This is a genomic window from Burkholderia sp. IO2, assembly GCF_029522185.1.
In the GTDB taxonomy this organism is placed as follows: Bacteria; Pseudomonadota; Gammaproteobacteria; order Burkholderiales; family Burkholderiaceae; genus Burkholderia; species Burkholderia cenocepacia.
In genome coordinates, this window is sequence record NZ_JAKWFH010000012.1 from 63,768 (window position 1) to 89,664 (window position 25,897).

The following is a 25,897-nucleotide window of genomic DNA, read 5'->3' on the forward strand; positions in this document are numbered from 1 at the left end:
CGTCACGATGTTTACCGGAATTGTCGCGGCCGTCGGCCGCATCGAATCGATCGCCCCGCTCGGCACGTCGGCCGACGCCGGTGTGCGCCTGACCGTGCAGGCCGGCGGGCTGGATCTGGCCGATGTCGCGCTCGGCGACAGCATCGCGATCCAGGGCGCATGCATGACGGTGATCGAGAAGACCGACACCACGTTCGACGTCGATGTGTCGCGCGAAAGCCTGAACCGGACGGTCGGCCTCGCGCAACCCGGCGAGGTGAACCTCGAGAAGGCGCTGCGCGCGCACGACCGCCTTGGCGGGCATATCGTATCGGGCCATGTGGACGGACTCGGTACCGTGTCGCGCTTCGCGCCCGTCGGCGAGTCGCACGAACTGCGAATCGTCGCGCCGCGCGAACTCGGCCGCTATCTCGCGTACAAGGGCTCGATCACGGTGAACGGCGTGAGCCTGACCGTGAATGCGGTCGACGATCGCGCGGACGGCTGCGAATTCTCGATCAACCTGATTCCGCATACGGTCGACGTCACGACGCTGCGCCATGTGAAGGCCGGCGACAAGGTCAACCTCGAAGTCGACATGATCGCGCGCTATGTGGAGCGGATGCTGTCGGCGTCGCAGGGCGTGCATCAGGACTGACCGGGCAGCGCCGCCGCGTCCTGTACAGGGAATGACGGCCGACGGTGCGGCCGGCCGCCGCATCAATCGTCGGCGTCGGCCGAGCAGGCCGCGCCGAGCAGGGATCCCGCCCTACTTCGTGCCGTGCCACTCCGTCGCCGGCCATCCGACACGCTTGCATCGGAATCGCGTTCGGTCGATGGCCGTCGGGCCAGCCGACACCTGGCCGAACAGCCAACGACGCGCACGGGTCATGCCGTCGCGCTAAGATGCGTCGACAGCGGTTTCCACGCCGCCACGCACGACGCGCCGCATCGCGGCCGCGCCTCTTCCCACAGGAGTTCGTCCCCATGTCCATCTCGATGTACCAGGCTTCGCTGCCCGTCCTGATCCGCGGCCTCACCAACCTGCAGCACATCCTCGGCAAGGCGCAGGCGCATGCGGCCGAAAAGCAGATCGACCCGTCGGTATTCATCGGCGCACGCCTCTACCCGGACATGCTGCCGCTCGTCCGTCAGGTCTACATCGCGACCGACACGGCGAAGGGCTGCGCCGCGCGGCTCGCCGGCGCCGAGATCCCGAGCTACCCGGACGTCGAGCAGAGCTTCGACGAGCTGCACGCGCGCATCCAGAAGACGATCGACTACCTGAAAAGCTTCGACGCCGCACAGATCGACGGCAGCGAGACGCGCCAGATCGTGCTGAAGATGCGCGTCGGCCCGATCGAGTTCACCGGCCAGTCGTACCTGCTGAACTTCGTGCTGCCCAACTTCTTCTTCCACGTGACGACCGCGTACGACATCCTGCGCCACAGCGGCGTCGAGCTCGGCAAGCTGGACTACCTCGGCGGGCGCAACGAGCAAGCGTGACGCGCGGCCGGGCAACGCCCGGCCCGCAACCGTCCGCGCCCGCGCGCAGGCCGGCCGCAGCGCTTTCCGGAGCACGCGCGGGCCCCGCGCGGCCCGCGCCAGCCGAAACGCCGTCCGGCTGGCGTAAAATACGCACTTTCCTCTTTCTCGCCCCCTTATGACGCTCGCCTCCACGCTCGACATCATCGCCGAGCTGAAAGCCGGCCGGATGGTGATCCTGGTCGACGAAGAAGACCGCGAAAACGAGGGCGACCTCGTGATCGCCGCCGAATTCGTCACACCGGAAGCGATCAACTTCATGGCCAAGTACGGCCGCGGCCTGGTTTGTCTGACGTTGACGCAGGAACGCTGCAAGCAGCTTCACCTGCCGCTGATGACCTACCGCAACGGCACGCAGTACGGCACCGCGTTCACGGTCAGCATCGAAGCGGCCGAAGGCGTGACGACCGGCATCTCGGCCGCCGACCGGGCGCACACGATCGCCACGGCGGTCGCGCACGACGTGCGCCCCGAGCACATCGTGCAGCCGGGCCACGTGTTCCCGATCATGGCGCAGCCGGGCGGCGTGCTCGTGCGCGCCGGCCACACCGAGGCCGGCTGCGACTTCACCGCGCTCGCGGGCCTCACGCCGGCCGCGGTGATCTGCGAGATCATCAAGGACGACGGCACGATGGCGCGCCTGCCGGACCTGATCGAATTCGCGAAGGAACACAACCTGAAGATCGGCACGATCGCCGACCTGATCCAGTACCGCAGCCGCACCGAATCGATCATCGAGCGGATCGCCGAGCGCACGATGCAGACCGCGCACGGCACGTTCCGCGCGGTGCTGTACCGCGACCAGCCGAGCGGCTCGCCGCACATCGCGCTGGTGCGCGGCGCCCCGTCGCCCGACGTCGATACGCCGGTGCGCGTGCACGAGCCGCTGTCGGTGCTCGACCTGCTCGAAACGGGCGTGTCGACCCACTCGTGGACGCTCGACGCCGCGATGCGCGACATCGCGGAGCGCGACCTCGGCGTGATCGTGCTGCTCAATTGCGGCGATACGAAGGAACACCTGATCGACGTCTTCAAGGCGTTCGACGAGGAAGAAAAGGCCGCTGCGCTCAAACGCCGGCCGGTCGATTTCAAGACGTTCGGCATCGGCGCGCAGATCCTGCGCGATGTCGGCGTCGGCAAGATGCAGGTGCTGTCGAATCCGCGCAAGCTGGGCAGCATGTCCGGCTACGGCCTCGAAGTCACGGGCTTCATTCCGATGCCCGGCGGCGAAGCCAAGTCCTGCCCGGCGTCCCACGCGTAACCCGCCACGGCGCTTTCGCCCTATAACCGTTCATCCACACCACGGACCAGATCATGGAAATCGGACAATACCAACCGAATCTCGAAGGCGACGGCCTGCGTATCGGCATCGTGCAATCGCGCTTCAACGAACCCGTGTGCAACGGCCTCGCCGACGCGTGCGTCGAAGAACTGGAGCGCCTCGGCGTCACCGGTGAAGACGTGCTGCTCGTGTCGGTGCCCGGCGCGCTGGAAATCCCGCTCGCGCTGCAAAAGCTCGCCGAAAGCGGCCAGTTCGACGCGCTGATCGCGCTCGGCGCGGTGATCCGCGGCGAGACCTACCACTTCGAACTCGTGTCGAACGAGAGCGGCGCGGGCATCACCCGCATCGGCCTCGACTTCAACCTGCCGATCGCGAACGCGGTCCTGACCACCGAAAACGACGAGCAGGCCGTCGCGCGCATGACCGAAAAGGGTCGTGACGCCGCACGCGTGGCCGTCGAGATGGCCAACCTGACGATGGCGCTCGACCAGCTCGGCGACGACGAGGACGAAGAGGAAGACGAAGACGACGAAGAGGAGCGCGCATGAAGAAGAGCGCCCGCCGACAATCGCGCGAGCTGGCGACGCAGGGCCTGTATCAGTGGCTGCTGTCGAACGCGCCCTCCGGCGAGATCGACGCGCAACTGCGCGGCGCGCTCGGTTACGACAAGGCTGACAAGGAACTGCTCGAAGCGATCCTGCACGGCGTGATCCGCGAGCATGCGACGCTCGTCGAAGCGCTGGCGCCGTCGCTGGACCGTCCGATCGATCAGCTGTCGCCGGTCGAACGCGCGGTGCTGCTGATCGCGACGTTCGAGCTCACGCACCACGTCGAAACGCCGTACCGCGTGATCATCAACGAAGCCGTCGAACTCGCGAAGACGTTCGGCGGCTCCGACGGCTACAAGTACGTGAACGGCGTGCTCGACAAGCTGGCCGCGAAGCTGCGCCCCGCCGAAACGCAGGCGCGTCGCAACGGCTGATACCGTTGGTTGGTCCACGGGCGCGCAAGCGCCCGTTTTTCATTCCTTTCTCCCTCCGCCCTGCCCGCCGATGAATACCACCGCCGATTCGCTCGTCACGCTCGCCGCACGCGTCGACGCGATCCAGCCCTTTCATGTGATGGAACTGATGAAGGAGGCACAGCGGCTCGAGTCCTTGGGGCGCGATGTTATCCACATGGGCATCGGCGAGCCCGATTTCACCGCGCCGGAGCCGGTGGTCGAGGCCGCGGCGGCCGCGCTGCGCCGCGGCGTCACGCAATACACGAGCGCGCTCGGGATTGCGCCGCTGCGCGAGGCAATCGCCGCGCACTATGCACACGCGTACGGCCTCACGATCAGCCCCGAGCGGATCGTCGTGACGGCCGGCGCATCGGCCGCGCTGCTGCTCGCGTGCCTCGCGCTGGTCGGCCGCGACGACGAAGTGCTGATGCCCGACCCGTCATACCCGTGCAACCGGCACTTCGTCGCGGCGGCCGAAGGCCGTCCGGTGCTCGTGCCGAGCGGCCCGGACGCGCGCTTCCAGCTCACCGAGCACGACGTCCGCACGCACTGGAACGAGCGCACGCGCGGCGTGCTGCTCGCGTCGCCGTCGAACCCGACCGGCACGTCGCTCGAACCGGACGAACTGAAGCGGATCGTCGAAGCAGTGCGCGCACGCGGCGGCTTCACGATCGTCGACGAGATCTACCAGGGGCTCAGCTACGACGCCGCCCCCGTGTCGGCGCTGTCGTTCGGCGACGACGTGATCACCGTGAACAGCTTCTCGAAGTATTTCAGCATGACCGGCTGGCGGCTCGGGTGGCTCGTCGTGCCGCCCGCCCTCGTCGGCACGTTCGAGAAGCTGTCGCAGAACCTGTTCATCTGCCCGTCCGCCCTCGCGCAACACGCGGCGCTCGCCTGCTTCGAACCGGCCACGCTCGACATCTACGAAACGCGCCGGCTCGAATTCAAGCGCCGCCGCGATTTCATCGCACCGGCGCTCGAGCGGCTCGGCTTCACGGTGCCGGTGATGCCGGACGGCGCGTTCTATGTGTATGCGCATTGCGGCGGCGTCGCCCACCCGGCGGCCGGCGACAGCGCCGCGCTCACGCAGGCGATGCTGCACGACGCAGGCGTGGTGCTGGTGCCGGGCATGGACTTCGGCGTCCATGCCCCGCGCGACTATATCCGCCTGTCCTATGCGACGGCCTACTCGCGGCTCGAAGAGGCCGTCGACCGGCTCGCGACGCTGTTCGGCGAGCATTGACGCCGCGGCGAGCACGCCGGCCGCTTCCCGCACCGCAAAAGAAAAAGGCACCCGAATCGGGTGCCTTTTCTTCATCTGCGCTTCATCTGCGCCAGCCGGAGCCGCACGGAACGCGACGTTACGCGCCGAGCTCCGAATGATCGCCGTGCGACTGCTTCGCGGTATCGACGCTCGCGTCGTCCTGCGGGGCCGCTTCCTTCGGCGCTGCCTTGACCGTCGTCGCGCCGTCGAGCGTCGCATGCACGCGCTTCGCGCCGCCTGCCGCGGCCGTCACGGCTGCGGCGGTGACGATCGGCTTCGCGGGTTGCGCGGGCGCCTGCGGTGCGTTGATCGGCACGCTGCGGCCACGCGCGACGTCGCGCAGGCGGCCGCGCTCGGCCATCACCTTCGAACCGTAGCCGTTGTCGTCGGGATTCGTCGAGCCGTTGTACAGGCGCAGGCCGTTCGCGAGCGAGCCGCCGCGCGCGATGCAGTCCTTCAGCACGAGTGCGCCGACCTGCAGGTTCGCGAGCGGTTGCAGTGCGGTGTCGGTGCCGCCGAAATACTCGAACTTGTCGGAATGGACCTTCGACATCACCTGCATCAGGCCCTTCGCGCCGACGCCGCTTTCGGCGTACGGGTTGAAGCCCGATTCGATCGCCATCACGGACAGCAGCAGCAGCGGATCGAGGCCGACGTCACGACCGGTCTGGAACGCCGCCTTGACGAGCTGGCCGAGCGGCTCCTGGGCGACGCGGTAACGGCGCGACAAATACGTGGCGACGAGCGCCTGTTCCCGGTTCGACGCGAGCGCGCGATCGTCGCGGGCATCGGCCGCCACGCGCTGGATCGGAATCAGCTTGGCCAGTGCGACCGGCGACGGACCGTTGCGGGCCGGATCGGACGCATCACCCTGGACGCCTTGCGCGGTGGCTTCCGGTGCGACATCGAGGCCGACCGCAAGCGCATCCGTTTCGGGCGCATCGTCCTGCTGCGGCTGCGCACCGGCAGGCGCGAAGTTCGGCAGCGGATGGCCGGACAGCAGACGGGCCGGACCAGCCTGCACGGCCGCGGATACGACCGGCATCAGCTTCGCGGCGAGCGTGCCGCGGACGGTTGGCAGCAGCCACAGTGCAAGCGCAACCGCGACAGCGAAACAGCCGACAACGCTGAATAGATGGTGACTGACACGCGTCCCGCGACGCAGCAAGTTGCGCACGATTTGCGCATGCTGCTCAGTGGGACGCCACGATAACCAAGCGTTCATTCAGATCATCTCCCATGAACATGACTCGTGCGGCTCGCTCAGCTCGATGGCGAGACAGAAAACGCGCCGCGGAATCACGACGCCGCACGCCTTGGTTGGGACGCGCAAGCATCGGGGAAACGGTATAAGTACCGTTCGAGGCCACGGTGTAAGAGGGCCGGCGCCTTCGCACACTGGGCGAGGCGGGCATACGCGGTGGCACCCACGCAAAAAACCAGCGTCTGGTGGCGCTGGCTGGGACTACGACAAAGGCCGTCGAAGACGCCGTGCAGGATTCGGCGGACGGTGACGCGCTGCGTCAAAGATCGGTGATTGGCGGCTCGAAGCCTTTTACCCTGCAACCAATGTGAGCGGATTCTAGCAGGGTTTTATAGATCGTCAACACTATAAAACCTCGAAATTATAACAAAAAGTAATTTAAAACCACTCTTCAGAACGCAAGCCCCGTGCCGTAGGGGGTTTGCGCGCGGTCGACTTTTTTCTCCGCCGGGCGGTCGTGCGGCTGCCCGGGTAAAATCGTCGGTCGATTCGGGGTCGCAGCCGGCCGCTGCGCCCGCCCATCGCTGCCCGTGCATACGGGCGGCCCGGACCTTCTTCATGAAATACAAAGACTTACGCGATTTCATTCAGCGCCTCGAGGCGCTCGGCGAACTGCGGCGCGTCACGCAACCCGTGTCGCCCGTGCTCGAAATGACCGAGCTGTGCGACCGCGTGCTGCGCGCCGGCGGCCCCGCGCTGCTGTTCAACGCGCCGCCCGGCAATGCATTCCCGGTGCTCGGCAACCTGTTCGGCACGCCGCGCCGCGTCGCGCTCGGGATGGGCGTCGATGCGGGCGACGATGCCGCGCTCGGCTCGCTGCGCGACCTCGGGCGCCTGCTGTCCGCGCTGAAGGAGCCTGATCCGCCGAAGAGCCTGAAGGATGCCGGCAAGCTGCTGTCGCTCGCGAAGGCCGTGTGGGACATGGCGCCGAAGTCGGTGTCGTCGCCGCCGTGCCAGGAGATCGTCTGGGAAGGCGCGGACGTCGACCTGAACAAGCTGCCGATCCAGACCTGCTGGCCCGGCGATGCGGGGCCGCTCGTCACGTGGGGCCTGACGGTCACGCGCGGGCCGAACAAGTCGCGCCAGAACCTCGGCATCTACCGCCAGCAGTTGATCGGCCGCAACAAGCTGATCATGCGCTGGCTCGCGCACCGCGGCGGCGCGCTCGATTTCCGCGAGTTCGCGCTGCAAAATCCGGGCAAGCCGTATCCGGTCGCGGTCGTGCTCGGCGCCGATCCGGCCACCACGCTCGGCGCGGTGACGCCGGTGCCCGATTCGCTGTCCGAGTATCAGTTCGCCGGCCTGCTGCGCGGCAGTCGCACGGAGCTCGCGAAGTGCCTGACGCCCGGCGTCGACACGCTGCAGGTGCCCGCGCGCGCGGAGATCGTGCTCGAAGGCTTCATTCATCCGCAGGACGGCGCCCCTGCCCCCGCTCCGGCCGGCGCGCCGCCGCGCCCGGCCGGCAACGCGGCGGCCGCGTACGAGCACGCGCTCGAAGGGCCGTACGGCGACCACACCGGCTATTACAACGAGCAGGAGTGGTTTCCGGTGTTCACCGTCGAGCGCATCACGATGCGCCGCGACGCGATCTACCATTCGACCTACACGGGCAAGCCGCCCGACGAACCCGCGGTGCTCGGCGTCGCGCTCAACGAGGTGTTCGTGCCGCTGCTGCAGAAGCAGTTCACGGAAATCACCGACTTCTACCTGCCGCCCGAAGGCTGCAGCTACCGGATGGCCATCGTCCAGATGAAGAAGAGCTACGCGGGCCATGCCAAGCGCGTGATGTTCGGCGTGTGGAGCTTCCTGCGGCAGTTCATGTATACGAAGTTCATCGTGGTCGTCGACGAGGACGTGAACATCCGCGACTGGAAGGAAGTGATCTGGGCGATCACGACGCGCGTCGACCCCGTGCGCGACACGGTGATGGTCGACAGCACGCCGATCGATTATCTCGACTTCGCGTCGCCGGTGGCCGGACTCGGCTCGAAGATGGGGCTCGACGCGACCAACAAGTGGCCGGGCGAAACCAGCCGCGAATGGGGCCGCCCGATCGAGATGGACGCGGCCGTGAAGGCGCGTGTCGACCGGCTGTGGCAGGAGATCGGCCTCTGACGCCAGGCGGCCGGCGCCCGCCGACTCGCGCATCGCAATCGCCGCAAGCACCCAGAAGATGAGCTTTCCGCCCGCCTCCATGCTGTCCGACGGATTCTTTCTGTCGCTATCGTTGTGTCTCGACATCGGCCTCGTGAACGTCGCGATGCTGTCGCTCACGCTATCGCACGGCTTCCGGCCGGGCTTCTGGCTCGGCCTCGGGTCGTGCGTCGGCGATCTCGTCTATGCGGCGCTCGCGCTCGCGGGAATGGCCGTGCTGCTGCAGTTCGAACCCGTGCGCTGGATCGTGTGGATCGGCGGCGGCGCGGTGCTGCTGTTCCTCACGTGGAAGATGGCGCGTGAAGCGCTGACGCCGGTCAAGGCGGCTGGCGACGAAGCAGACGACGCCCCCCAGCCGCGGGCGAGCGCGCGGCGCAGCTTTCTGCGCGGGATGCTGCTCGCGATGTCGTCGCCGAGCGCGATCCTGTGGTTCGCGGCGGTCGGCGGCGCGCTGATCGCGAAAGCCGGTGCGACCACCCCGGCGACCGCGTCGGTGTTCCTGTCGGGCTTCTTCCTCGGCGGCCTCGCATGGACGCTGTTCATGTGCACGCTCGCGAGCCAGGGCCGCAAGCGCGCGGGCGCCGGGCTGATGCGGGCCTGCCACATCGCGTCCGCGCTGCTGTTCGCGTACTTCTCGTACAGCGTGATCGTCGGCGGCTACCGCGACCTGATCGTGCACGCGGTGTAATCGCGGCCGCCCTGCGCGAGCCGGGCACGGTATCGCCGCCCCCAAAGAAAAACGGCGCAGCGCCCCTCGCGGGACGTTGCGCCGTTTTGCCACGCGCGGTCAGGCCGCGCGGGACGAATCAGCGACGCCAGTAGCCGTGATGGCCCCAGCCGCCATAACCATGGCGCCAGTACGGGCGACCGTAGTAACCGCCGACGACCACGGCGGGCGGCGGCGCATAGTAGGCCGGCGCGGGCGCGTAGTACACGGGCGGAGGCGGCGGCGCGTAGTACACGGGCGGCGGCGGTGCATAGACGGGATACGCGGGTGCGACCGGGATACCGATGCCGACCCCGATCGACACGTGAGCCTGCGCGGCGCTTGCGGCACCCAGGCCCAGCGCGGCGGCGGCGATGAACGGAATGAGCTTTTTCACTTCGATTCTCCTGCTGGAGCGGTATTTTAGGCGCTCCTGTCGGCAACGGCGGGCATGCACGTCGCATGCAAGCAATGTAGCGAAAACCCGCCCCGCGCGTATCGTGCATTTGTTGCAAATTGCAATTGCACGCGGCCGGAGCCGCCGCGCGGCGCGGCGCCCGGTGCGGGCGATGACCCTTGCGGGTCGCGCGATTCCGTCCGAGGAGTCGGGTCGCAACACGACGGCCGGTCAGTCTTACCGGATCCGGCGCGTGCAACCGGCCGGCATGCGTAATGAACGATTACAAATTCGAGACAAGATGCCGACGTTTCAAGCGGGAGGCAGGCGCTCGGCATTTCGGGGTCGGATTCCATGATCCTGATGCCGCTGCGATATCGGCCGTCGGCCTGCGTAGAGATCGCCGCGCCTACCGGTAATTCATACATGCGACCGCTCCGCAACCGGCCTTCCACGACACCGCCGTCATTCCTGCGATACTGGCGGTTGCTTCGTTTTTGCTTACATCAGCTGCCATGCCCCTTCCGGACCCACCCCGCCTCGGCTTCATCGGCGCCGGCCGCCTCGCGCGCTGTGTCGCGCAGCGCTTCGCGCAGGCCGGCTTCCCGGTCGTCGCGATCGCGAGCCGCACGCCCGCGTCGGCCGCCGGCCTCGCCGCGCGCATCGACGGCTGCCGCGCGGTCGACACCGCGCAGCAGGTGGTCGACGCCGCCGACCTAATCTTCCTGACGACGCCCGACGATCATCTCGCGTCGAGCGCCGCCGCACTGCGCTTCGACGCATCGCGCGCCGCCAGTCAGGCGCTCGTCCATTGCAGCGGCGCGTCGGCGGTCGCGCTGCTCGATCCGGCGAAGCAGCAAGGCGCGGCCACCGGCGGCTTTCATCCGCTCTATCTGTTCGGCGGCACCGACGCCGACCTCGCGCGCATCGACGGCTGCTCGGTCACGATCGAAGCGGACGGCGCGCTGCACGCGGCGCTGATGCGACTTGCCGCCGCACTCGGCTGCCATCCGCTGTCGATCCCGGCCGGCGGCCGGATGCTGTATCACGCGGCCGCGCACTACGCGGCGAGCTTCGCGCTGTGCGGGCTGTCGGAAGCGGTCGAGCTGTGGCGCGGCCTCGGGTTCGACGAGGACGCCGCGCTGCGTGCGCTGTTGCCGATGCTCGCCGGCACGATCGAGACCGCGCGCGACAAGGGGCTCGCGAATGCGCTGTCGGGCCCGGTGTCGCGCGGCGACACGGGCATCGTCGAGCGCCAGCTCGCGCTGCTCGAGGCGCGCGGCGGCGATCACGCGGCGCTGTATGCGCTGCTGACGCGCCGCGCGGTCGCGCTCGCGGCGAAGCGCGCGACGCCGCCGGCGTCGTTGCCGGCGCTGGCCGAAGCCGTCGAAACCTCGCTCGCACGGGCGGCCGCGCGCCCCTCCCCGTCGCGCGACGAGGCGTGATAAGGTGTCGGCCGATGCGCCGCCAACCGGCGTTGGCGGCCGCACGCTACTGACTGTATAAAAAGGATGCCAACGATGTTCGGCGAGATCGCCCGTTTTCTGCTCAATACCGTCTTCACGCTATTCGGCGCCGCGCTGATCCTGCGCGTCTGGATGCAGGCCGTCCGCGTGCCGCCGTACAACCCCGTCACGCAAGCCGTGCTGCAGGCGACCAACTGGCTCGTGCTGCCGCTGCGCCGCGTGATCGCGGGCGTACGCGGCATCGACTGGGCCAGCGTCGTCGCCGCGCTGCTCACCGCGCTCGTCTACGTCGTGCTGATGGTCGTGATGGCCGGCTTCGATCCGGCCGCCGTGATCGCGACGCTCGTCGTGGTCGCGCTGCTCACCGTCGTGAAGTGGGCGCTCAACCTCGTGATCTGGATGACGATCCTGATGGCGCTGCTGTCGTGGCTCAACCCGCGCTCGCCGGCGATGCCGATCCTCTACCAGCTCACCGCGCCGTTCCTGAACCCGCTGCGCCGCGTGATCCCGAATCTCGGCGGCATCGACCTGTCGCCGATCCTGCTGTTCGTGATCGTGCAGGTGCTGCTGATGATCGTCACGCGCGCCGCCGTGTCGCTGACGATGTTCGGCATCTGATCGGCGCGACGCCCTACGCCGCCGGCCCCTGCGCCGGCGGTGCGCCGAGCGTGTCGATCACGCCGAACTGCGCGGGCATCATCGCGTAGCACACCCGCACTTTCTCGCGCGACAGCCGCTCGAGCAGCTGCTGCGCTTCGTCCTCGGTGACGATGAATTCCACCTCGACCGCCAGCGAACCCTGCAGCTCGAAGAAGCGATCCTCGTGCAGCACGCGATGCTGGCCGAAACCGGCCATCGCGCGAAACGCGGAACCGCCCGCGACGCCCATCCGGTTCGCCTCTTCCAGCAGCCATTCCCACAGCGGCTTCCAGTGCAGCCGGTGCTGCTCGTGCACATAGAAGCGCAACAAGACCCTGTCCATCGCTCCCTCCGATGGCGGCCCCGCTCAGGCCGCAGCCAGCCACGCGCGCGCGGTCCACATGCCGAGCGCCGTCAGCGCGAACGATCCAGTCAAGTGTAGGGCAGCCACCGCCAACGCCCATCCGAATTCGCCCTCGAGCGCGTGCGTCATCACTTCGACCGAATAGGTCGAGAACGTCGTGAGACCGCCGAGAAAGCCCGTGATCACGAACAGCCGCCACTCCGGCGGCAACCCGACGCGAACCGTGAATACGACCGCAGCCACGCCGATCACGTAGCCGCCGAGCAGGTTCGCCGCGAGCGTGCCGAGCGGCACCGCGGGAAAGAACGCGTTGAGCGTGAGGCTCAGGCACCAGCGCAGCAACGCGCCGAGCCCGGCGCCGACGAAGATCGCGACGATCGAATAGAACAAGGGCACTCCTCACTGACGGCGCCGCGCGGCGGACGCGGCCTACGCTGAACTGTATGCGGAATCGCGCCGCACCGGCAATGCCGGCGGCCCGAACCGGCAGGCAGCGCGCCGGCGCTCGTGCAGGCGCTCGTCGCGCGGCCGCAATCGCGCGACGTCGGCCGATCGATACGAGGCGCGGTGCTCAGCCGCCGCGCCACGCGCGATCGAGCGCGTTCAGCGTCGCCAGCGCACCGCCCTTCAGCCCGATCACGTCCGCGCGGCGCGCATGCGCTTCGCGCGCGTTGATGCGGATCACGTCGGCACCGAGCCGTTCGCTCAGCAGGCGCACAGTCGGAATCGCGGTGCCCGCGCCGATCTCGACCACGGCGACACGCCCCGCCTGCGCGATCCAGTCTTCCAGCGCGCGCTCCTGCGCGTCGTAGTGCGCACCGAGCCAGCCGGTGTCGCCGAACATCAGGATGTTCGGCCGCGCGAGCCCGCCGCAGTGCGGGCAGCGCGGCATGTCGCCCACCAGGCGGCACGTCGCTTCGTCGACCACCGGCACGAACGGCGCCGCGCTCCACGTGTCGTCCGTGCACGGTCGCAGGCACTGCATCGCATGAATCGAACCGTGGATCTCGACGATGCGCGCCGGATCGAAGCCGGCTTTCTGGAACTGGCCGTCGACGTTGCTCGTCAGCACGAAGCCGCCGTTCGGCATCGCGTCGATCCAGCGACGCAGGATCGCGAAGCCCGCGTGCGGCACCGTCGCGCGGTAGAGCGCGAGACGGTGCCCGTAGAACCCCCATGCGAGCGGCGCACGCGCACGAAACGCGTGCGGCGACGCGATCTCGTGGAACTCGAAACGCTCGTGGCGCAGCGCCGGATACGCACGCCAGAAACCGTCCGTACCGCGAAAATCGGGCAGCCCGGAATCGACGCCGATGCCCGCGCCGGCCGTGACGAGCAAGGCGTCGGCGCGCGCGAGCGCGTCGACGGCGGACGCGACGAGAGCGGCGGGAAGCGACGCGGCGGCGGCGTCGGAATCGGCGGGATCGGAAAACGACATGATGGAGAAGCGGTGGCGTCGAACGTTGCGCGAGTGGCGTCGCGATCATACGCCGGTTCGGGCGTCGCGCAGCATCGACCCAGCAATCGCGTGACGCCGCGCGCGTACGGCTACCGGCAATGCGACCGCCGGCTGTCCGCAAGCACCGCACCGGCGATGCCGCGACCCGGCGCCCACGCTTGCTCAGTCAGCCGCACCGTCCTGCGCGACCGGCATCTCGTCGACCGAGAAATAGACCGGCTTGCCGAGTTGCCGCGCCAGCGCCACGTCCGCATCCGCGCCGCGCGACGCGCCGTCGATGCGCAGCACCGCATCGCAGCGGCGCAGCAATCGGTGCGCGGCCGGATACAGGAACGTTTCGCCGATCGCGTCGCCGACCTGCGTCGACCCGGCCGCGGCCGCGAGCGGCAACGACAGCCATTCGCCGATCATCGGCACGTGCCCGCGGCGATACACGGCGAGCGCTGCCGCTTCCAGCCGGTGCAGGTTCGCGGCGATGCGCGCGGGGTCGCCGTCCGTGCCGCTGCGATAAGGGCCGGCGACCAGCACGAGTTGCGGCGTCATGCGGCGCGTGCGCCAGCGGTTTCCCGCAGCGCGACGTACTGGAGCAGCATGATCGTCTTCGCATCGACGATCTCGCCGCGCTCGACCGCGTCCAGCGCCGCCTGCAGCGGCATCTCGACGACCTCCAGATCCTCGCCCTCTGCCGCGACGCCGCCGCCCGCGCCGGTGCGCAGCGACGCATCGTATTCGCCGACGAAGAAATGCAGCTTCTCCGTCACGGAACCCGGGCTCATGAATGCCTCGAACACCTTGCGCACGCCGCGCACGCGGTAGCCGGTCTCTTCCTCGGCTTCCGCGCGGATGCGCGCTTCGGGCGTGGCGTCGTCGAGCAGCCCGGCGGCCGCTTCGAGCAGCATGCCGTCGTGCCCGCTCACGAACGCCGGCATCCGGAACTGCCGTGTCAGCAGCACGTCGCCCGTCTCGGCATGACGCAGCAGGATCGTCGCGCCGTTGCCGCGATCGTAGGTCTCGCGGCTCAGGCGCTGCCACGTTCCGTCGCGGCGCAGGAAATCGAACGTCACCTTCCGCAGCACATACCAGTCGTCGGACAGCACCGTCGTATCGACGATGCGCACCCGCTCCCGCGTTGCAGCCATTGCAGCCTCCGGTTCGACAAAGGACGGCGCCCATGGTAACGTGCATATTCGTGCAATTTCAAGAATTTTCGTGCAATCACGATGCTGACGACGCAACGCAAGAAAGCGATCCTCGATGCGCTCGCGCGCGACGGCCAGGTACTGGCCGCCGAGCTGAGCGTGCAATTCGGTGTATCCGAAGACACGGTGCGCCGCGACCTGCGCGAACTCGCGGCCGAAGGACTGCTGCAGCGCGTGCATGGCGGCGCGCTGCCGGCGTCGCCGGCCATCGCGCCGTTCGCGCAGCGCGAGGCGCTCGAAGCCAAGGAGAAGCGGCGCATCGCACGGCGGGCCGCGCAGATGATCGCGCCCGGGCAGGTGGCGATCGTCGACGGTGGCACGACCTCCGCGCTGCTCGTCAGCCAACTGCCGGCCGACCTGCGCGCGACGATCGTCACGCACAGCCCGAGCGTCGCGGTTGCGCTGGCCGCACATCCGTCGATCGACGTGATCCTGATCGGCGGGCGGCTCTACAAGCACTCGATCGTCGCGGTCGGCGCGGCGGCGATGGAAGGCATCGCGCGCATCCATGCGGACCTGTACTTCATGGGCGTCACGGGCGTGCATCCGGTCGCCGGCCTGAGCACCGGCGATTTCGAGGAAGCGGCGATCAAGCGCGCGCTGGCCGAACGCGCGGCCGAGACGGTGGTGCTCGCGTCGCAGTCGAAACTGCGTGCGGCGTCGCAGTTCGTGATCGGTGACATCACGCTCGCGCAGACGGTCGTCGTCGAACAGGAAACCGACGCTGCACTGACGAAGCCGATCGAGGCCGCGGGCGTGACGGTGGTGCGCGCGTAGCGCGCGGTACAGGCGGGCCGCCCGCGCAATCGAACTGCGAATGCGTCGACGCGGTGCGTGATCGATACGCGCGCGTTCAGGCGCGACCGCTGATCGCCCCCGGCGTGCGCATACTCGGCGGCGCATAACGCGTGCCGCCATCGTCACACCGAAACCCCGCCGGTCCACCTAAATCCCGCGAAACGCCGGCGCGCGGCGTTCCGCGAACGCACGCAGCCCTTCGTCGAAATCCGCGCCTTCGCACGCGTGCCGGCGCAACTCGGCGATCCGTTCGAACGCATCGGCCGGCAACGGCCGCGCATCCTGCAGCACGCGCAACTGCTCCTTCACCGCGTGCACCGCGAGCGGCGCCTTCGCGGCGATCGTGCGCGCGACGTCGAGTGCCGCGTCGTCGACCCCGCCGGCGTCTGCCAGCCGGTTCACGAGCCCGTGATGCGCGGCGCGTTCCGCATCGAGCGGCTGCGCGCAGAAGAACATTTCCTTCAGCACATGGATCGGCAGGTTGTCGTAGAAGCGCAGCAGGCCGCTCGTCGAATACGGCAGGCCGATGTTCGCCGGCGTCATCGCGAAGCGTGCGTCGCGCGCCGCCACGACGAGATCGCAGCTCATCACCAGATCGACCGCCCCGCCCCATGCCGACCCCGCCACCGCCGCGATCACCGCGCCGGGATAGGTCCGCACGCGCCGCAGCGCGCGTTCGAGCGGCTTGCCGTACGCGAGCGGATCGCGGTCGTCGGCCAGCTCGCGCAGGTCGTGCCCCGCGCTCCACACGTCGCCGCTGCCGTCGTTCGACAGGATCACGACGGGCGGCGGACGGCGTGCGGCCAGCGCATCGAGGTGCGCGACGAGCGCATCGAGCAACGGTGCGTCGAGCGCATGCCGTCGCGCCGGATTCGCGAACCGCACGCGCGCGATCCGCTCGCCGATCAGGTCCACCGTCACGGTCGACGCCGCGTCGTGTTTCGTCATGTCGGTCATTGCACGGCCTCCGCCACCGCATCCGCCTGGAAGATCGTGCGCGCGGCCAGCAGTGCGTCGATCGCCTCGTCGCCGTAGCCGGCTTCGCGCAGCACGTCGACCGTATGCTCGCCGAGCAGCGGCGGCGCATGGCGCGTGCGCGGCGCCGGCACGGCGTCGCCCATCCCGCCGAGCGGCGTGACGACCTGGCGCAGCGTACCGAGCGTCGGATGCGCGACCGGCTCGACCAGCCCGCAATGCGCGAGCTGCGGATCGTCGAACACTTCGTCGAGCGTATGGATCGGCCCGGCAGGCAGCCCGGCCTCGACGAACCGCTGCGTCCAGTCGCGCTTGCCGCGCGTGCGCAGCCGGCTTTCGAGCAGCGCCTTGAGTTCATCGCGATGCGCGACGCGCGCGTCGTTGGTCGCGAAGCGCGGATCGTTCGGCAGCTCGGGCAGATCCAGCAACTGGCACAGCCGCAACCACATGTCGGTCGTGATCGGCGCGAGATTGAGCGGGCCGTCGGCCGTCTCGAACACGCCGTACGGCGCGATCACCGCATGCGCATTGCCGGTGCGGCGCGGCACGTCGCCGAGGCTCAGGTAGCGTTGTCCGTGCACGCTCAGCAACGCAACGAGGCTTTCGAGCAGCGACGTGCCGACATGCTGGCCGCGCCCGGTACGCTCGCGCTCGAACAGCGCGGCCATCACGCCGGTCGCGACCCACATCCCCGAGCTGAGATCGCCGATCGCGGTGCCCGTGCGGGTCGGCTCGCCGTCCGGGAAGCCGGTGACGCTCATCAGCCCCGCATAGCCCTGCGCGATCTGGTCGAAGCCCGGCCAGTCGCGCAGCGGGCCGCGCGGGCCGAACGCGGTGACGCTGCCCATCACGAGCCGCGGGTCGCGCGCGCTCAGCGCTTCGTAGCCGAGCCCCATCGCGTCCATCGTGCCGGCCTTGAAATTCTCGATCACGACGTCGGCCTGCGCGATCAGCCGCCGCACGACGTCGAGGCCGGCCGGCTGCCGGAAGTCCACGCAGATGCCGCGCTTGTTGCGGTTGCAGGACAGGTAGTACGTGCTCACGCCGCGATCGAACGGCCCCCACGCGCGGCTCATGTCGCCGTGCGGCCCCGACTCGACCTTGATCACGTCGGCGCCGAGATCGGCGAGCACCATCGAGCAGAACGGCCCCGACAGCGCGCGACTCAGATCGACGACCCTGATTCCTGTTAATGCCTGCATTCCGGACTCCTGATAGGGATGACGAGATGTGTGTTGTTTGCGAACGACTGCCGCGCCGTTCATTCGGGCAGCGTCTGATGCCGCGTTTCGACCGCGAACGGCAGGATCAGGATGCCGAGCCCGAACACGGCCGCGGTCCACGCGACCGGCACGCCGAGCGATCCGTAACCGTGTATCGCCGCGCCGAGCAGGAAGTTCACGCCCGCGCCGATGAAGCGGCCGACCGACGCGTTGAACGCGAACGCGGTGGCCCGCACGCGCGTCGGATATTGCTCGGGCAGCCACAGCGAGAAGATCGCGAAGTTGCCGCCGAAGAAGCCGAGGAACGCGAGCGACACCATGAAGGCCGCGAGCCCGTTCGGCTGGTAGAACGCCCAGCCGAACGCGAACACGATCGAGCCGGCCATCCCCGCGAAATACACGCCGAGCGCGGTACGCCGGCCGAGCCGTTCCGACAGCCACGGCGCCGCCAGGCAGCCGGCGATCGTCGCGCACGACAGGATCGCCGCGCCGATCGACGCAAGCCGCAATGCGCCGACGTGATCGATGCCCGCGCGCGCCGCCAGCGTGGTGACCGCGCTCGCCTCGTAGACGGAGCCGGCCCACAGCCCGACAATCGCGACGCCGACGAGGCTCGCGCTCGTGAGCGTGCGGCGCAGGAACGCCGGCGCGAAGATCTCGCGCAGCGGATGCGCGCGCCGCGCGTCGGCCACGTCGCCGTCGCGCGCATCGTGCCGGCGCCACTGCCCCGGCTCTTTCACGCGCATCACCGTGAACACCGCGAGCAGCGCGGGCGCCAGCCCGCACAGGAACATCGCGCGCCAGCCGTAGGTCGCGCCGATCGTGTAGTTCAGGCAGGCCGCGATGAAGAAGCCGAAGTAGTAGCCCGTCTGCAGGTAGCCGGCGCCCATCTTGCGGCGGTCTTCCGGCCAGCTCTCGGCGACGTAGGTGCCGGCGAGCGCCCATTCGCCGCCGACGCCGATCCCGGCGATCAAGCGGCACGCGGCCAGCGCCCACACGTCGTGCACGAACGCGGCCGCGCCGGTGAACACCGAATAGATCAGGATGCTCGCGGCGAGCGTGCGCACGCGGCCGAAGCGGTCGGCGAGCGGCCCCCAGATGAACGACAGCCCCCAGCCGATCAGGAATAGCGCGAACAGGATCGAGCCGTACATCCCGAGGTTCGCGGGCGTCGCCGCGATGCCGGAGGCCGGCAGCAATTCGGTCAGCGCGGGAATCAGCACGAGCGCGTAGATCACCGAATCCACGCCGTCGAGCACCCAGCCCGCGTACACGGCCCAGAAGCCCTTGACCTGCTCGCGCGTGAGCGGCGTGCGCCGCGGCTTCGCGCCGGCCGCCGGCGCGTCGATCGCCTTGAACATCTTCGTCTCCTTGCCGGCGGGGCCGGCTCCGTCGCCGCGTCCGGTCCGGGATGGCCGGCAGTCGGGCTCTTTTGTGAGACGAGTATAGAAACGCCATCGATCGCTGAAAAATATGATATTCATCTTGTTCGATCGAATTGGCTTATGGCTCGAAACGCGCGTGAATCGGGGAGACGGCGGCGATGGACTTGAGACAGTTGCGCTATTTCGTGAAGGTCGTCGAATGCGGCAACGTCACGCATGCGAGCGAGGCGCTGCACGTCGCGCAGCCGGCGGTGAGCCAGCAGATGCGCAATCTCGAGCAGGATCTCGGGATGCAGCTGCTCGAACGGAGCGTGCGCGGCGTCGCCCCGACCGCCGCCGGCCGCACGCTGTACCAGCACGCGCTCGAACTGCTGCGCCAGGCCGACGGCACGCGCGAGCTGCTGCGCCGCGACGCCGATACGCCGCAGGGCCGCGTGACCGTCGGCATGCCGTCGAGCACCGCGCGCGTGCTGGCCATTCCGCTCGCCCGCGCGGTGCGCGACCGCTTTCCCGGCATCATGCTGGAGCTGATCGAAGCGCCGAGCGCCGATCTCGACACGTTGCTCGAGCGCGCGCGGCTCGATCTCGCGATCGTCGTCGATGCGGTCGGTACGCGCGGGATCGCGATCCACCGGCTGCTGACGGAAACGCTGTACCTGATCACGTGGCCCGAATTCACGGTGCCGGACGACCCCGTGCCGCTCGACGCGATCGCGCGGATGCCGCTCGTGCTGCCGAGCGCGCCGAACACGATCCGCAACCGCGTCGACTGGGCGATGCGCGAGGCCGGCCTGTCGTATGAGATCAGCTTCGAGGCAAGTTCGACCGGGCTGCTGTTCGCGGCCGTGATGGCGCAGCTCGGCGTGACGATCCTGCCGTGGACGGCCGCGCACGTCGAGATCGAGGAGCGCAAGCTGAAGCTGTCGACGGTCGCGCACCGGCTGTTCGCGCGCGACCTGTCGCTGTGCTGGCACGACACGGCGCTCGTCAGCAACGCGGTGCAGAAGGTGAAGGGTGAAATCGTCCGGCTGTTCGACACGCTCGGGCAGCGGCCGGAATGGGCGGCCAGCCGGGCATTGACAACGCCCCCCGGCGCCCCTTAACGTGGCTCCATCGTAACCATCACCGGTTCAGCTTAAGAGGTTGTCGGCCCGCTCGTGCTCGACACCTCTGCCTTCCTCGAAGGCCTGCTGCTTGGCGCAGGCCTGTTCACGTCGGTCGGTCCCAAGGACGCCTTCGTCATCAAGCGCTCGCTTTCGAGCCCTCACCTGCTCTCCATCGCCCTCGTCTGCGCAGGCAGCGACGCATTGCTGATCGTGCTCGGCGCGCACGGGCTGTCGGCATTGCTGTCGCGCCATACCGCCGTGGTGGCGGCCGCGCTGTGGGCCGGTATCGCGTATCTCGCCGGCTACGGCCTGCTCGCGCTGCGCTCGGCGATCGTCGGACGGGAGCCTGAGCATGTAGATGGCTCACGCGTCGCTAGCGAACCCACGCGGTCGCGCACGCTGCTCGCAACCGCCGCGGTTTCGCTGCTCAATCCGTATGCGTGGATCGATACGGTGCTGCTGCTCGGGACCGTGATCGTGAGCCACGCGCCGTCTGCCCGCGCACCGTTTGCGATCGGCGCGATGACTGCGTCGCTGGCGTGGTTCCTGATGCTCGTCTATGGCGCACGCGCGTGCCGTGCGTGGTTCGCCCGTACGCTCGCGTGGCGCGTGCTCGATGGCTTCGTCGCGGTGATGATGCTCGGCTTCGCGGTGCGTTTCGCGATCGACGCGCTTTAGGTGTCAGCGGCCCGATAGCCCGATAGCGATATCGCGCGGAACGCGTCGTGCGCGTGGGCATGCAGCTCGAACCCGATACCCGGCGCCTGCGGCACGCGCGCGTATCCCGCGTCGACGATTTCGCCATCGGCCAGTCCGCTGAACGGCTGGAACGCGAACGGGCTGACTTCCGCGCCGCCAAGCCCGAGCGCCGCGACGACGTGCAACGAGAACAGATGGCCCCCATGCGGCCAGAACGCGTCGCGCCGCCAGCCGCGCGACACGAAGTGATCGACGATCTGCAGATAGCCCGGCAGCCCGTAGCTGTGCACGGGATCGAACACCAGCACGTCGCGGTCGGCACGCAGGCCGCCGTAGCGGTCGAGCAGCTTCGCTTCCGCGAGCGAAAACAGCGCTTCGCCTGCTGCGATCGGCGGTGCGTATCGCGTGGCGACGTCTGCCTGGAGCGGCAGGTCGAGCGGGTCGCAGATGTCCTCGAACCACCAGAGGCCGAACGGCGCGAGCATGTCGGCCGCCTCGTGGGCGGTCGTCGCGTCGTACGTGTTCATCGCGTCGACTGCGAGATGCGAAGGGCCTGCCAACTGCGCGGCCGCGGCGTCGATGCGGCGCCGGTCCTGATCGAAATTCGCCCCGCCGATCTTGATCTTCGCGTGCGTGTAGCCGAGATCGACGATCCGTCGTATCTCGTCCGACAGGCGCGCGAGATCGTCATGCGGATAGCGGTAGCCGCCGCCCGCGTAGACGCGCACGCGTGGTGCTGCCGCGCGTTGGAGACGATCGGCGAGAAAGCGATGCAGCGGCAGATCGGCGATCTTCGCGGCGGCGTCCCAGATCGCCATGTCGAGCGTGCCGACCGCAACGCAGCGTTCGCCGTGCCCGCCCGGCTTCTCGCCGGCCATCATCGCGCGCCACGCGCGGAACGGGTCGAGGTTCGTGCCGGCTTCGTCGGCGAGCGTATCGGCGGCGGCGAGCAGACGCGGCGCGAAGCGTTCGCGGATCAGGCCGCCCTGCGCGAAGCGGCCGATCGACGCGTAGCCGTAGCCCGTCACCGGGCGCCCGCCGCGCACGACGTCGGTGACGACCGCGACGACGCTCGTGGTCAGGCCGCCGGACGGGATCGCCGGATCGGCATAGCGGGATACGGGAATCGCGCGTTCGTGGACGGCGGTGATGCGCATGGTCGGGGTTCCGGTGGGGCGTCCGGCGCAGGCGGGAGATTCGTGCGCTGCAGCGGAAGCGATGGACGGATCGCTGCATCTTAGGGGTTTGCGCGACCGCGTGCACGACCGGCGAGCGTCATCGTGTCGCCGCCGGACAACCGCGCGTTGAATTCAGCACCGGGTACGGTCGGATAGCGAGAGCCGCCGAGCGGGTGACCATGCTCGGCGCGCCATTTTTCGAACCGGATCGAGTCCGATTGAACCGGCATCCGCCGCTTGCCCTCCCGGCTCCGTGAACCGGAAGGATGTCGAGCGACGACGGTATGCTTGGATCGACCAGCCCGCTCAGGCGAAGACGAAGTACTTGCGCACCGTCTCCACCACTTCCCACGTCCCTTTCATGCCGGGTTCGATGACGAACACGTCGCCGGCTTTCAGGTGCTGCGGCTCCTCGCCTTCCGGCGTGATGATGCAGTAACCATCGAGGAAGTGGCAGTACTCCCATTTTTCGTAGTTCACCTCGAACTTGCCCGGCGTGCAGATCCAGGTGCCCATGATCTTGCTGCCGTCCTTCGAGACGTACGCGTTGAGGTTGACGGTATGCGGATCGCCGCCAATGCGCTTCCACTTGGTCGCATCGAGGACAGGCGTCGGGCAGGTTTTGCGCAGAACGGTGATGAAATCGGACATGTCGGCTCCAGACTGACGATCGTGTAAGAGGCTTGTCACGTTAGTTCGAAAGCGTTGTCGCGACTTGTATGCTTCCGACACCGACTCGTCTATTTTCGACATGGGCTTGCGTGCAAAGGAAGGCAGGTTTCCTCCTCTGTCGGAATGCTGCCATCCCGGTAACGCGTGTCTTCCCACAGCAGCCGCCAGCGCACCGCATATTCGTCGTTGGTACCTTCCAGCAGGTACTTGTGAGCCACGCTGCCCTCGAGGAAGTAGCTCGGACAACCGACCTTGCCGCCCGGAAACCATGGCTCCCAGATACCGTCGACAGGGATCTCCCGATCGCTGCAAATCTCGCCGCTTGCGGATTCGTTCCTGGGCGGACACGGAGGAAGCGATGCCGGATATGCACGACCGGGAGGCCAATAGCGCCACGCAGGAAGGGGCGCGTCCGCGAACATGGATTCATAGGTCCAGTGCTCGAAAACATGGGTTCCGCCATCCGCACGCGTTCCGTATACAAGCATCCCGGTAAAACCGGATCCGACCGTGCACTTGAGCGCGTAGCAAATCAATCTCTCGATCCATACGCCCTCCGCGAACCCGGTGGCATACACGGGATCCGCGAAGCTGGTGTCCTTCAGTCCCAGCGAATGGAAAAACGGATCGTATTTCCGGCCGATTTCAAGTGCGCTCCGTCCAAACAACAGGTCGCCGCCTTGCTGACTTCCTGCAAGCAGCGCGTCGTATGCCGCTCGTTTGTCGAGACCTCGGCGTAATGCGTCAATGCCCCGCTCCATTTGCGCGAGTGCCGCCAGGAAATCGTGCGTATACGCGGCCTCCAGCTCTGCCTGATTTGGGCTCGGTGTGTTCAATTGTTTGGCGTAGGCGCCGAGGAAATCCCGATACAGACCAACGGCGTACTCGAGGAACGTGAAGCTCGTCCATTGCTTGAGCAGATAGAACGCCTTCGCCCGCGCTTCGTGTTCCTGCCCGGGAGTGATCGTCAATGCATTCAACATCATGGAACCTGTCCGCCCGTGGCCTATTTGCCGGCATGAGCCACCGCTCGCCGCACGTCGGCCTGTCGCCTGATCTTGGCCGATCGTTCGCGCTCTGCCGGGAAGAATGCCCGGGCCTATGCTGGCGACTCGGCCATGAAATCCGACGTCGATACTACACGCCGCAACGGAATAGGCCTTCAGCCTCGACCGATCGGCACCAATGGAGGTGGCCAGCGATGCCACCGCTCCGCCCCGGATCCGGACTCGATTCGATACCGTCAGCCGAAACTCCCCGCTTGCCATATCGACTCGAATCCTTGTAGAATTACGCGTTCTGCGGGCGTCGTATAATGGCCATTACCTCAGCTTCCCAAGCTGATGACGTGGGTTCGATTCCCATCGCCCGCTCCAGTCCTTCTCAAACCCTTGCCGCGCAAAGCTCACAGGGTTTACGGCAGCAGCCGAATCTCCCCCCTTCCAGCGATACCCGCCCCTGAATGTGTGTGGCGAAGCATTTCCGTCGCTCGTCCGTCGCAAGATCACCCAATCGCTCGTTCGTGACGAAAAATCCGGCGCCTGCTCCAGCCGCCTCGCGCACGCCGCCTCTACCTTGCAGCGAGAATCACGACGAGAATGGGCAGACACAGCAAACCGTGAAGCACGATCGCGCAATACGCCGGCCTTGCATCCGCTCGGGCATCGCCGTTCGCGTGGAGCAACGCACCTATCGCCCAAACGAGCCCACCGAGCGAAACGACGCCGCACAGGGCCACGACCGCCAGCGCCGCGCCGATCGCGCCGAATCCCGACGAACCGGCAAAGCTCCCCGAATCATTCACGATCGACATGCCGGCGATACCGGCGATCACGCACTCGGCCATCGCGAGCATGGCCGGGCTGCTGCCGACCTTGCGGCGCACGGAAATCGTTTCACTCATGGCTTTTCTCTCCAAACGCCATTGATCGCGGTTCAAGCCGACGCATCATTTCTCACGACCGTTGCGAAAGCAACCACCGGAAGAACATGAAGCGCCATGTCGGCCGTTACCGCTTCTTGTCGTTCCAGTTGAACTGAAAACGCGCACGGTTCATTGTCATCATGCTGCGCGCGCGTCCGACACGTCCAGCCATGCCGGCTGCGTCAGCGATTCTACTCAATCGCCCCGCAGCGAGACATGGCCGTGCAACCACGGTCCGCACCAAGAAAAAAGGACACGCCCTCCGTCACCGGGAAAGCGTGTCCTAAAACCAGTGCCAGGGAGTGCGCCGTCAGCGCCGGCACCGGTCAACCTTGCGTCGCGCGAGCCGATCACTCAGCTACCCTGCGCCACTTGCCAGGCCTCGTACAGATCGGGCCCGTCATCACGCGCACGGTGATAAACCAGCTTCATCTCGCGCTCGTGCAGCGGCCGCGCAATCTCCACATACCCGCGCGCGGCCGACAGGTCGTATGGCTCGCCGTCCTCGTTCGAATACGCGTAATACACCTCGCTGACGCCCGCCAGATACATCGCCGACAGGCACATCGAACACGGATACCCGCTCGCGTACATCACCGCGCCGCTCAAATCGGTGCTGCCGAGCGCCTTGCTGGCGGCACGCACGGCCTGCATCTCGGCATGCGCGCTCGGGTCGCACGTCGCCTCCACTTCGTTGACCGAACGCGCGAGCACCTTGCCGTCGCGCACGAGCACGGCGCCGAACGGCCAGGTCTTGCGTTCGCGCACGTTCTCCATCGCGAGACGGATCGAATCGACGAGGTAGGTTTCGGTATGAGACATCGGCTTCTCCATTCAGGTGAGGTCAACTGCCGCGGTACGTCGAGAACGACCACGGCGAGCAGAGCAGCGGCACGTGATAGTGCTGTGCCGGATCGAATACGGTGAAACGGATCGGCACGACGTCGGACAGCGCGCTCGCGTCGTTGAAATGCGTGCCGATCGAGAAACGCAGTTCGAACTGCCCGGCCCGGGCTGCTTCGCTGCTCAACATCGGCGCGTCGGTGCGCCCGTCGGCGTTGCTGACCGTCCGCTTCAGCAGACGCGGCGGCGTCACGCTCAGGTCGTAGAGCTCGATCGGCACGCCGCCGATCGGCTTGCCGGTCGTCAGGTCGAGAACATGGGTGCTGATGCCAGCCATTCGCTTGCTCCAATTCGGGTCGGGGGAATCCGC

Annotated in this window: 29 protein-coding genes and 1 tRNA gene; 14 read left to right on the top strand and 16 right to left on the bottom strand. The window is 67.8% G+C overall.

What is annotated here, in order from left to right; genetic code table 11:
- Nucleotides 1-7: 7 nt before the first annotated feature.
- The 6 genes from MMB92_RS10130 (at nucleotide 8) to MMB92_RS10155 (ending at nucleotide 5,055) form a co-directional block, all read left to right on the top strand.
- Nucleotides 8-637 (top strand): riboflavin synthase, encoded by a 630-nt coding sequence (locus MMB92_RS10130; RefSeq protein ID WP_006484245.1) that lies wholly within the window; start codon nucleotides 8-10, stop codon nucleotides 635-637.
- A gap of 329 nt (nucleotides 638-966) precedes the next feature.
- Nucleotides 967-1,485 carry a DUF1993 domain-containing protein gene (locus MMB92_RS10135; protein WP_006484244.1) on the top strand — a complete coding sequence of 173 codons (519 nt, stop codon included), beginning with the start codon at nucleotides 967-969 and terminating at the stop codon, nucleotides 1,483-1,485.
- A 157-nt stretch (nucleotides 1,486-1,642) separates the two neighbouring features.
- Nucleotides 1,643-2,785, top strand: coding sequence for a bifunctional 3,4-dihydroxy-2-butanone-4-phosphate synthase/GTP cyclohydrolase II (gene ribBA, locus MMB92_RS10140; protein WP_006496602.1), 1,143 nt, complete (start codon nucleotides 1,643-1,645; stop codon nucleotides 2,783-2,785).
- A gap of 53 nt (nucleotides 2,786-2,838) precedes the next feature.
- Nucleotides 2,839-3,354, top strand: coding sequence for a 6,7-dimethyl-8-ribityllumazine synthase (gene ribH, locus MMB92_RS10145; RefSeq protein ID WP_006476661.1), 516 nt, complete (start codon nucleotides 2,839-2,841; stop codon nucleotides 3,352-3,354).
- Entirely contained in the window at nucleotides 3,351-3,788 is a 438-nt protein-coding gene (gene nusB / locus MMB92_RS10150) for a transcription antitermination factor NusB (RefSeq protein WP_006476662.1), read from the top strand. Before ribH ends, nusB begins: the two co-directional genes overlap by 4 nt.
- 70 nt (nucleotides 3,789-3,858) lie before the next feature.
- Nucleotides 3,859-5,055, top strand: coding sequence for a pyridoxal phosphate-dependent aminotransferase (locus MMB92_RS10155; protein WP_258254837.1), 1,197 nt, complete (start codon nucleotides 3,859-3,861; stop codon nucleotides 5,053-5,055).
- A 118-nt stretch (nucleotides 5,056-5,173) separates the two neighbouring features.
- Here MMB92_RS10155 and MMB92_RS10160 read toward each other — a convergent pair whose 3' ends face one another.
- A complete protein-coding gene (locus MMB92_RS10160; protein ID WP_277562677.1) occupies nucleotides 5,174-6,301 on the bottom strand; it encodes a lytic transglycosylase domain-containing protein in 1,128 nt (375 codons plus the stop codon).
- A gap of 597 nt (nucleotides 6,302-6,898) precedes the next feature.
- On the opposite strand from MMB92_RS10160, the gene MMB92_RS10165 reads away from it, so the two are divergent.
- Entirely contained in the window at nucleotides 6,899-8,455 is a 1,557-nt protein-coding gene (locus tag MMB92_RS10165; RefSeq protein WP_058901927.1) for a UbiD family decarboxylase, read from the top strand.
- 58 nt (nucleotides 8,456-8,513) lie between these two features.
- Nucleotides 8,514-9,182, top strand: coding sequence for a LysE family transporter (locus MMB92_RS10170; RefSeq protein ID WP_048985380.1), 669 nt, complete (start codon nucleotides 8,514-8,516; stop codon nucleotides 9,180-9,182).
- A 118-nt stretch (nucleotides 9,183-9,300) separates the two neighbouring features.
- On the opposite strand, the gene MMB92_RS10175 is transcribed toward MMB92_RS10170, so the two are convergent.
- Nucleotides 9,301-9,597: a hypothetical protein gene (locus MMB92_RS10175; RefSeq protein WP_006488565.1), complete on the bottom strand. Its 297-nt coding sequence runs from the start codon at nucleotides 9,595-9,597 to the stop codon at nucleotides 9,301-9,303.
- Between the two features lie 515 nt (nucleotides 9,598-10,112).
- Here MMB92_RS10175 and MMB92_RS10180 point away from each other — a divergent pair.
- Together MMB92_RS10180 and MMB92_RS10185 are read left to right on the top strand one after the other, a co-directional pair.
- Complete coding sequence (locus MMB92_RS10180) at nucleotides 10,113-11,042, top strand: DUF2520 domain-containing protein (RefSeq protein ID WP_264832371.1); 930 nt, start codon at nucleotides 10,113-10,115, stop codon at nucleotides 11,040-11,042.
- A gap of 75 nt (nucleotides 11,043-11,117) precedes the next feature.
- Nucleotides 11,118-11,681: a YggT family protein gene (locus tag MMB92_RS10185; RefSeq protein WP_006488584.1), complete on the top strand. Its 564-nt coding sequence runs from the start codon at nucleotides 11,118-11,120 to the stop codon at nucleotides 11,679-11,681.
- A 13-nt stretch (nucleotides 11,682-11,694) separates the two neighbouring features.
- Here the strand turns inward: MMB92_RS10185 and MMB92_RS10190 are convergent, their stop codons facing one another.
- The 5 genes from MMB92_RS10190 to MMB92_RS10210 form a co-directional block, all read right to left on the bottom strand.
- Nucleotides 11,695-12,045: a DUF190 domain-containing protein gene (locus MMB92_RS10190; protein ID WP_062910922.1), complete on the bottom strand. Its 351-nt coding sequence runs from the start codon at nucleotides 12,043-12,045 to the stop codon at nucleotides 11,695-11,697.
- Between the two features lie 24 nt (nucleotides 12,046-12,069).
- Complete coding sequence (crcB, locus tag MMB92_RS10195) at nucleotides 12,070-12,456, bottom strand: fluoride efflux transporter CrcB (protein ID WP_006488542.1); 387 nt, start codon at nucleotides 12,454-12,456, stop codon at nucleotides 12,070-12,072.
- Between the two features lie 181 nt (nucleotides 12,457-12,637).
- Nucleotides 12,638-13,504, bottom strand: a complete 867-nt coding sequence (locus MMB92_RS10200; protein ID WP_277562678.1) for a Sir2 family NAD-dependent protein deacetylase — start codon at nucleotides 13,502-13,504, stop codon at nucleotides 12,638-12,640.
- A 183-nt stretch (nucleotides 13,505-13,687) separates the two neighbouring features.
- Nucleotides 13,688-14,068: an NUDIX hydrolase gene (locus tag MMB92_RS10205; RefSeq protein WP_006496609.1), complete on the bottom strand. Its 381-nt coding sequence runs from the start codon at nucleotides 14,066-14,068 to the stop codon at nucleotides 13,688-13,690.
- On the bottom strand, nucleotides 14,065-14,664 hold the full coding sequence (locus MMB92_RS10210) for an NUDIX domain-containing protein (protein ID WP_006496610.1): 600 nt from the start codon (nucleotides 14,662-14,664) through the stop codon (nucleotides 14,065-14,067). The genes MMB92_RS10205 and MMB92_RS10210 overlap by 4 nt, the downstream gene beginning before the upstream one ends.
- A gap of 81 nt (nucleotides 14,665-14,745) precedes the next feature.
- On the opposite strand from MMB92_RS10210, the gene MMB92_RS10215 reads away from it, so the two are divergent.
- Nucleotides 14,746-15,501 (top strand): DeoR/GlpR family DNA-binding transcription regulator, encoded by a 756-nt coding sequence (locus MMB92_RS10215; RefSeq protein ID WP_084750715.1) that lies wholly within the window; start codon nucleotides 14,746-14,748, stop codon nucleotides 15,499-15,501.
- A gap of 168 nt (nucleotides 15,502-15,669) precedes the next feature.
- Here the strand turns inward: MMB92_RS10215 and scpB are convergent, their stop codons facing one another.
- Genes scpB through MMB92_RS10230 form a run of 3 tightly spaced genes read right to left on the bottom strand, consistent with a single transcriptional unit; the run spans nucleotide 15,670 to nucleotide 19,081 of the window.
- Nucleotides 15,670-16,479 (bottom strand): methylmalonyl-CoA decarboxylase, encoded by an 810-nt coding sequence (gene scpB / locus MMB92_RS10220; protein ID WP_006496612.1) that lies wholly within the window; start codon nucleotides 16,477-16,479, stop codon nucleotides 15,670-15,672.
- A complete protein-coding gene (locus MMB92_RS10225) occupies nucleotides 16,476-17,699 on the bottom strand; it encodes a CaiB/BaiF CoA-transferase family protein (protein WP_084750718.1) in 1,224 nt (407 codons plus the stop codon). The genes scpB and MMB92_RS10225 overlap by 4 nt, the downstream gene beginning before the upstream one ends.
- A gap of 59 nt (nucleotides 17,700-17,758) precedes the next feature.
- Nucleotides 17,759-19,081, bottom strand: coding sequence for an MFS transporter (locus tag MMB92_RS10230; protein WP_212111120.1), 1,323 nt, complete (start codon nucleotides 19,079-19,081; stop codon nucleotides 17,759-17,761).
- 182 nt (nucleotides 19,082-19,263) lie between these two features.
- On the opposite strand from MMB92_RS10230, the gene MMB92_RS10235 reads away from it, so the two are divergent.
- Nucleotides 19,264-20,208, top strand: a complete 945-nt coding sequence (locus MMB92_RS10235) for a LysR substrate-binding domain-containing protein (protein ID WP_264832369.1) — start codon at nucleotides 19,264-19,266, stop codon at nucleotides 20,206-20,208.
- 54 nt (nucleotides 20,209-20,262) lie between these two features.
- Nucleotides 20,263-20,889: a LysE family transporter gene (locus MMB92_RS10240; protein WP_084750724.1), complete on the top strand. Its 627-nt coding sequence runs from the start codon at nucleotides 20,263-20,265 to the stop codon at nucleotides 20,887-20,889.
- Here the strand turns inward: MMB92_RS10240 and MMB92_RS10245 are convergent.
- The 3 genes from MMB92_RS10245 to MMB92_RS10255 form a co-directional block, all read right to left on the bottom strand.
- Nucleotides 20,886-22,067, bottom strand: coding sequence for an enolase C-terminal domain-like protein (locus MMB92_RS10245; RefSeq protein WP_212066608.1), 1,182 nt, complete (start codon nucleotides 22,065-22,067; stop codon nucleotides 20,886-20,888). The two genes, MMB92_RS10240 and MMB92_RS10245, sit on opposite strands and share 4 nt — an antisense overlap.
- Nucleotides 22,068-22,394: 327 nt before the next feature.
- Nucleotides 22,395-22,739, bottom strand: a complete 345-nt coding sequence (locus MMB92_RS10250; RefSeq protein WP_006496617.1) for a cupin domain-containing protein — start codon at nucleotides 22,737-22,739, stop codon at nucleotides 22,395-22,397.
- An 89-nt stretch (nucleotides 22,740-22,828) separates the two neighbouring features.
- Nucleotides 22,829-23,746 (bottom strand): Imm72 family immunity protein, encoded by a 918-nt coding sequence (locus MMB92_RS10255; RefSeq protein ID WP_264832368.1) that lies wholly within the window; start codon nucleotides 23,744-23,746, stop codon nucleotides 22,829-22,831.
- Nucleotides 23,747-24,061: 315 nt separating this feature from the next.
- On the opposite strand from MMB92_RS10255, the gene MMB92_RS10260 reads away from it, so the two are divergent.
- Nucleotides 24,062-24,136 (top strand) — tRNA-Gly (locus tag MMB92_RS10260).
- A gap of 194 nt (nucleotides 24,137-24,330) precedes the next feature.
- Here MMB92_RS10260 and MMB92_RS10265 read toward each other — a convergent pair.
- The 3 genes from MMB92_RS10265 to uraH form a co-directional block, all read right to left on the bottom strand.
- Complete coding sequence (locus MMB92_RS10265) at nucleotides 24,331-24,663, bottom strand: hypothetical protein (RefSeq protein ID WP_277562679.1); 333 nt, start codon at nucleotides 24,661-24,663, stop codon at nucleotides 24,331-24,333.
- Between the two features lie 375 nt (nucleotides 24,664-25,038).
- Nucleotides 25,039-25,506, bottom strand: a complete 468-nt coding sequence (locus MMB92_RS10270; protein WP_006488558.1) for a nucleoside deaminase — start codon at nucleotides 25,504-25,506, stop codon at nucleotides 25,039-25,041.
- Between the two features lie 22 nt (nucleotides 25,507-25,528).
- A complete protein-coding gene (gene uraH, locus MMB92_RS10275; RefSeq protein ID WP_006488577.1) occupies nucleotides 25,529-25,864 on the bottom strand; it encodes a hydroxyisourate hydrolase in 336 nt (111 codons plus the stop codon).
- Nucleotides 25,865-25,897 lie beyond the last annotated feature (33 nt).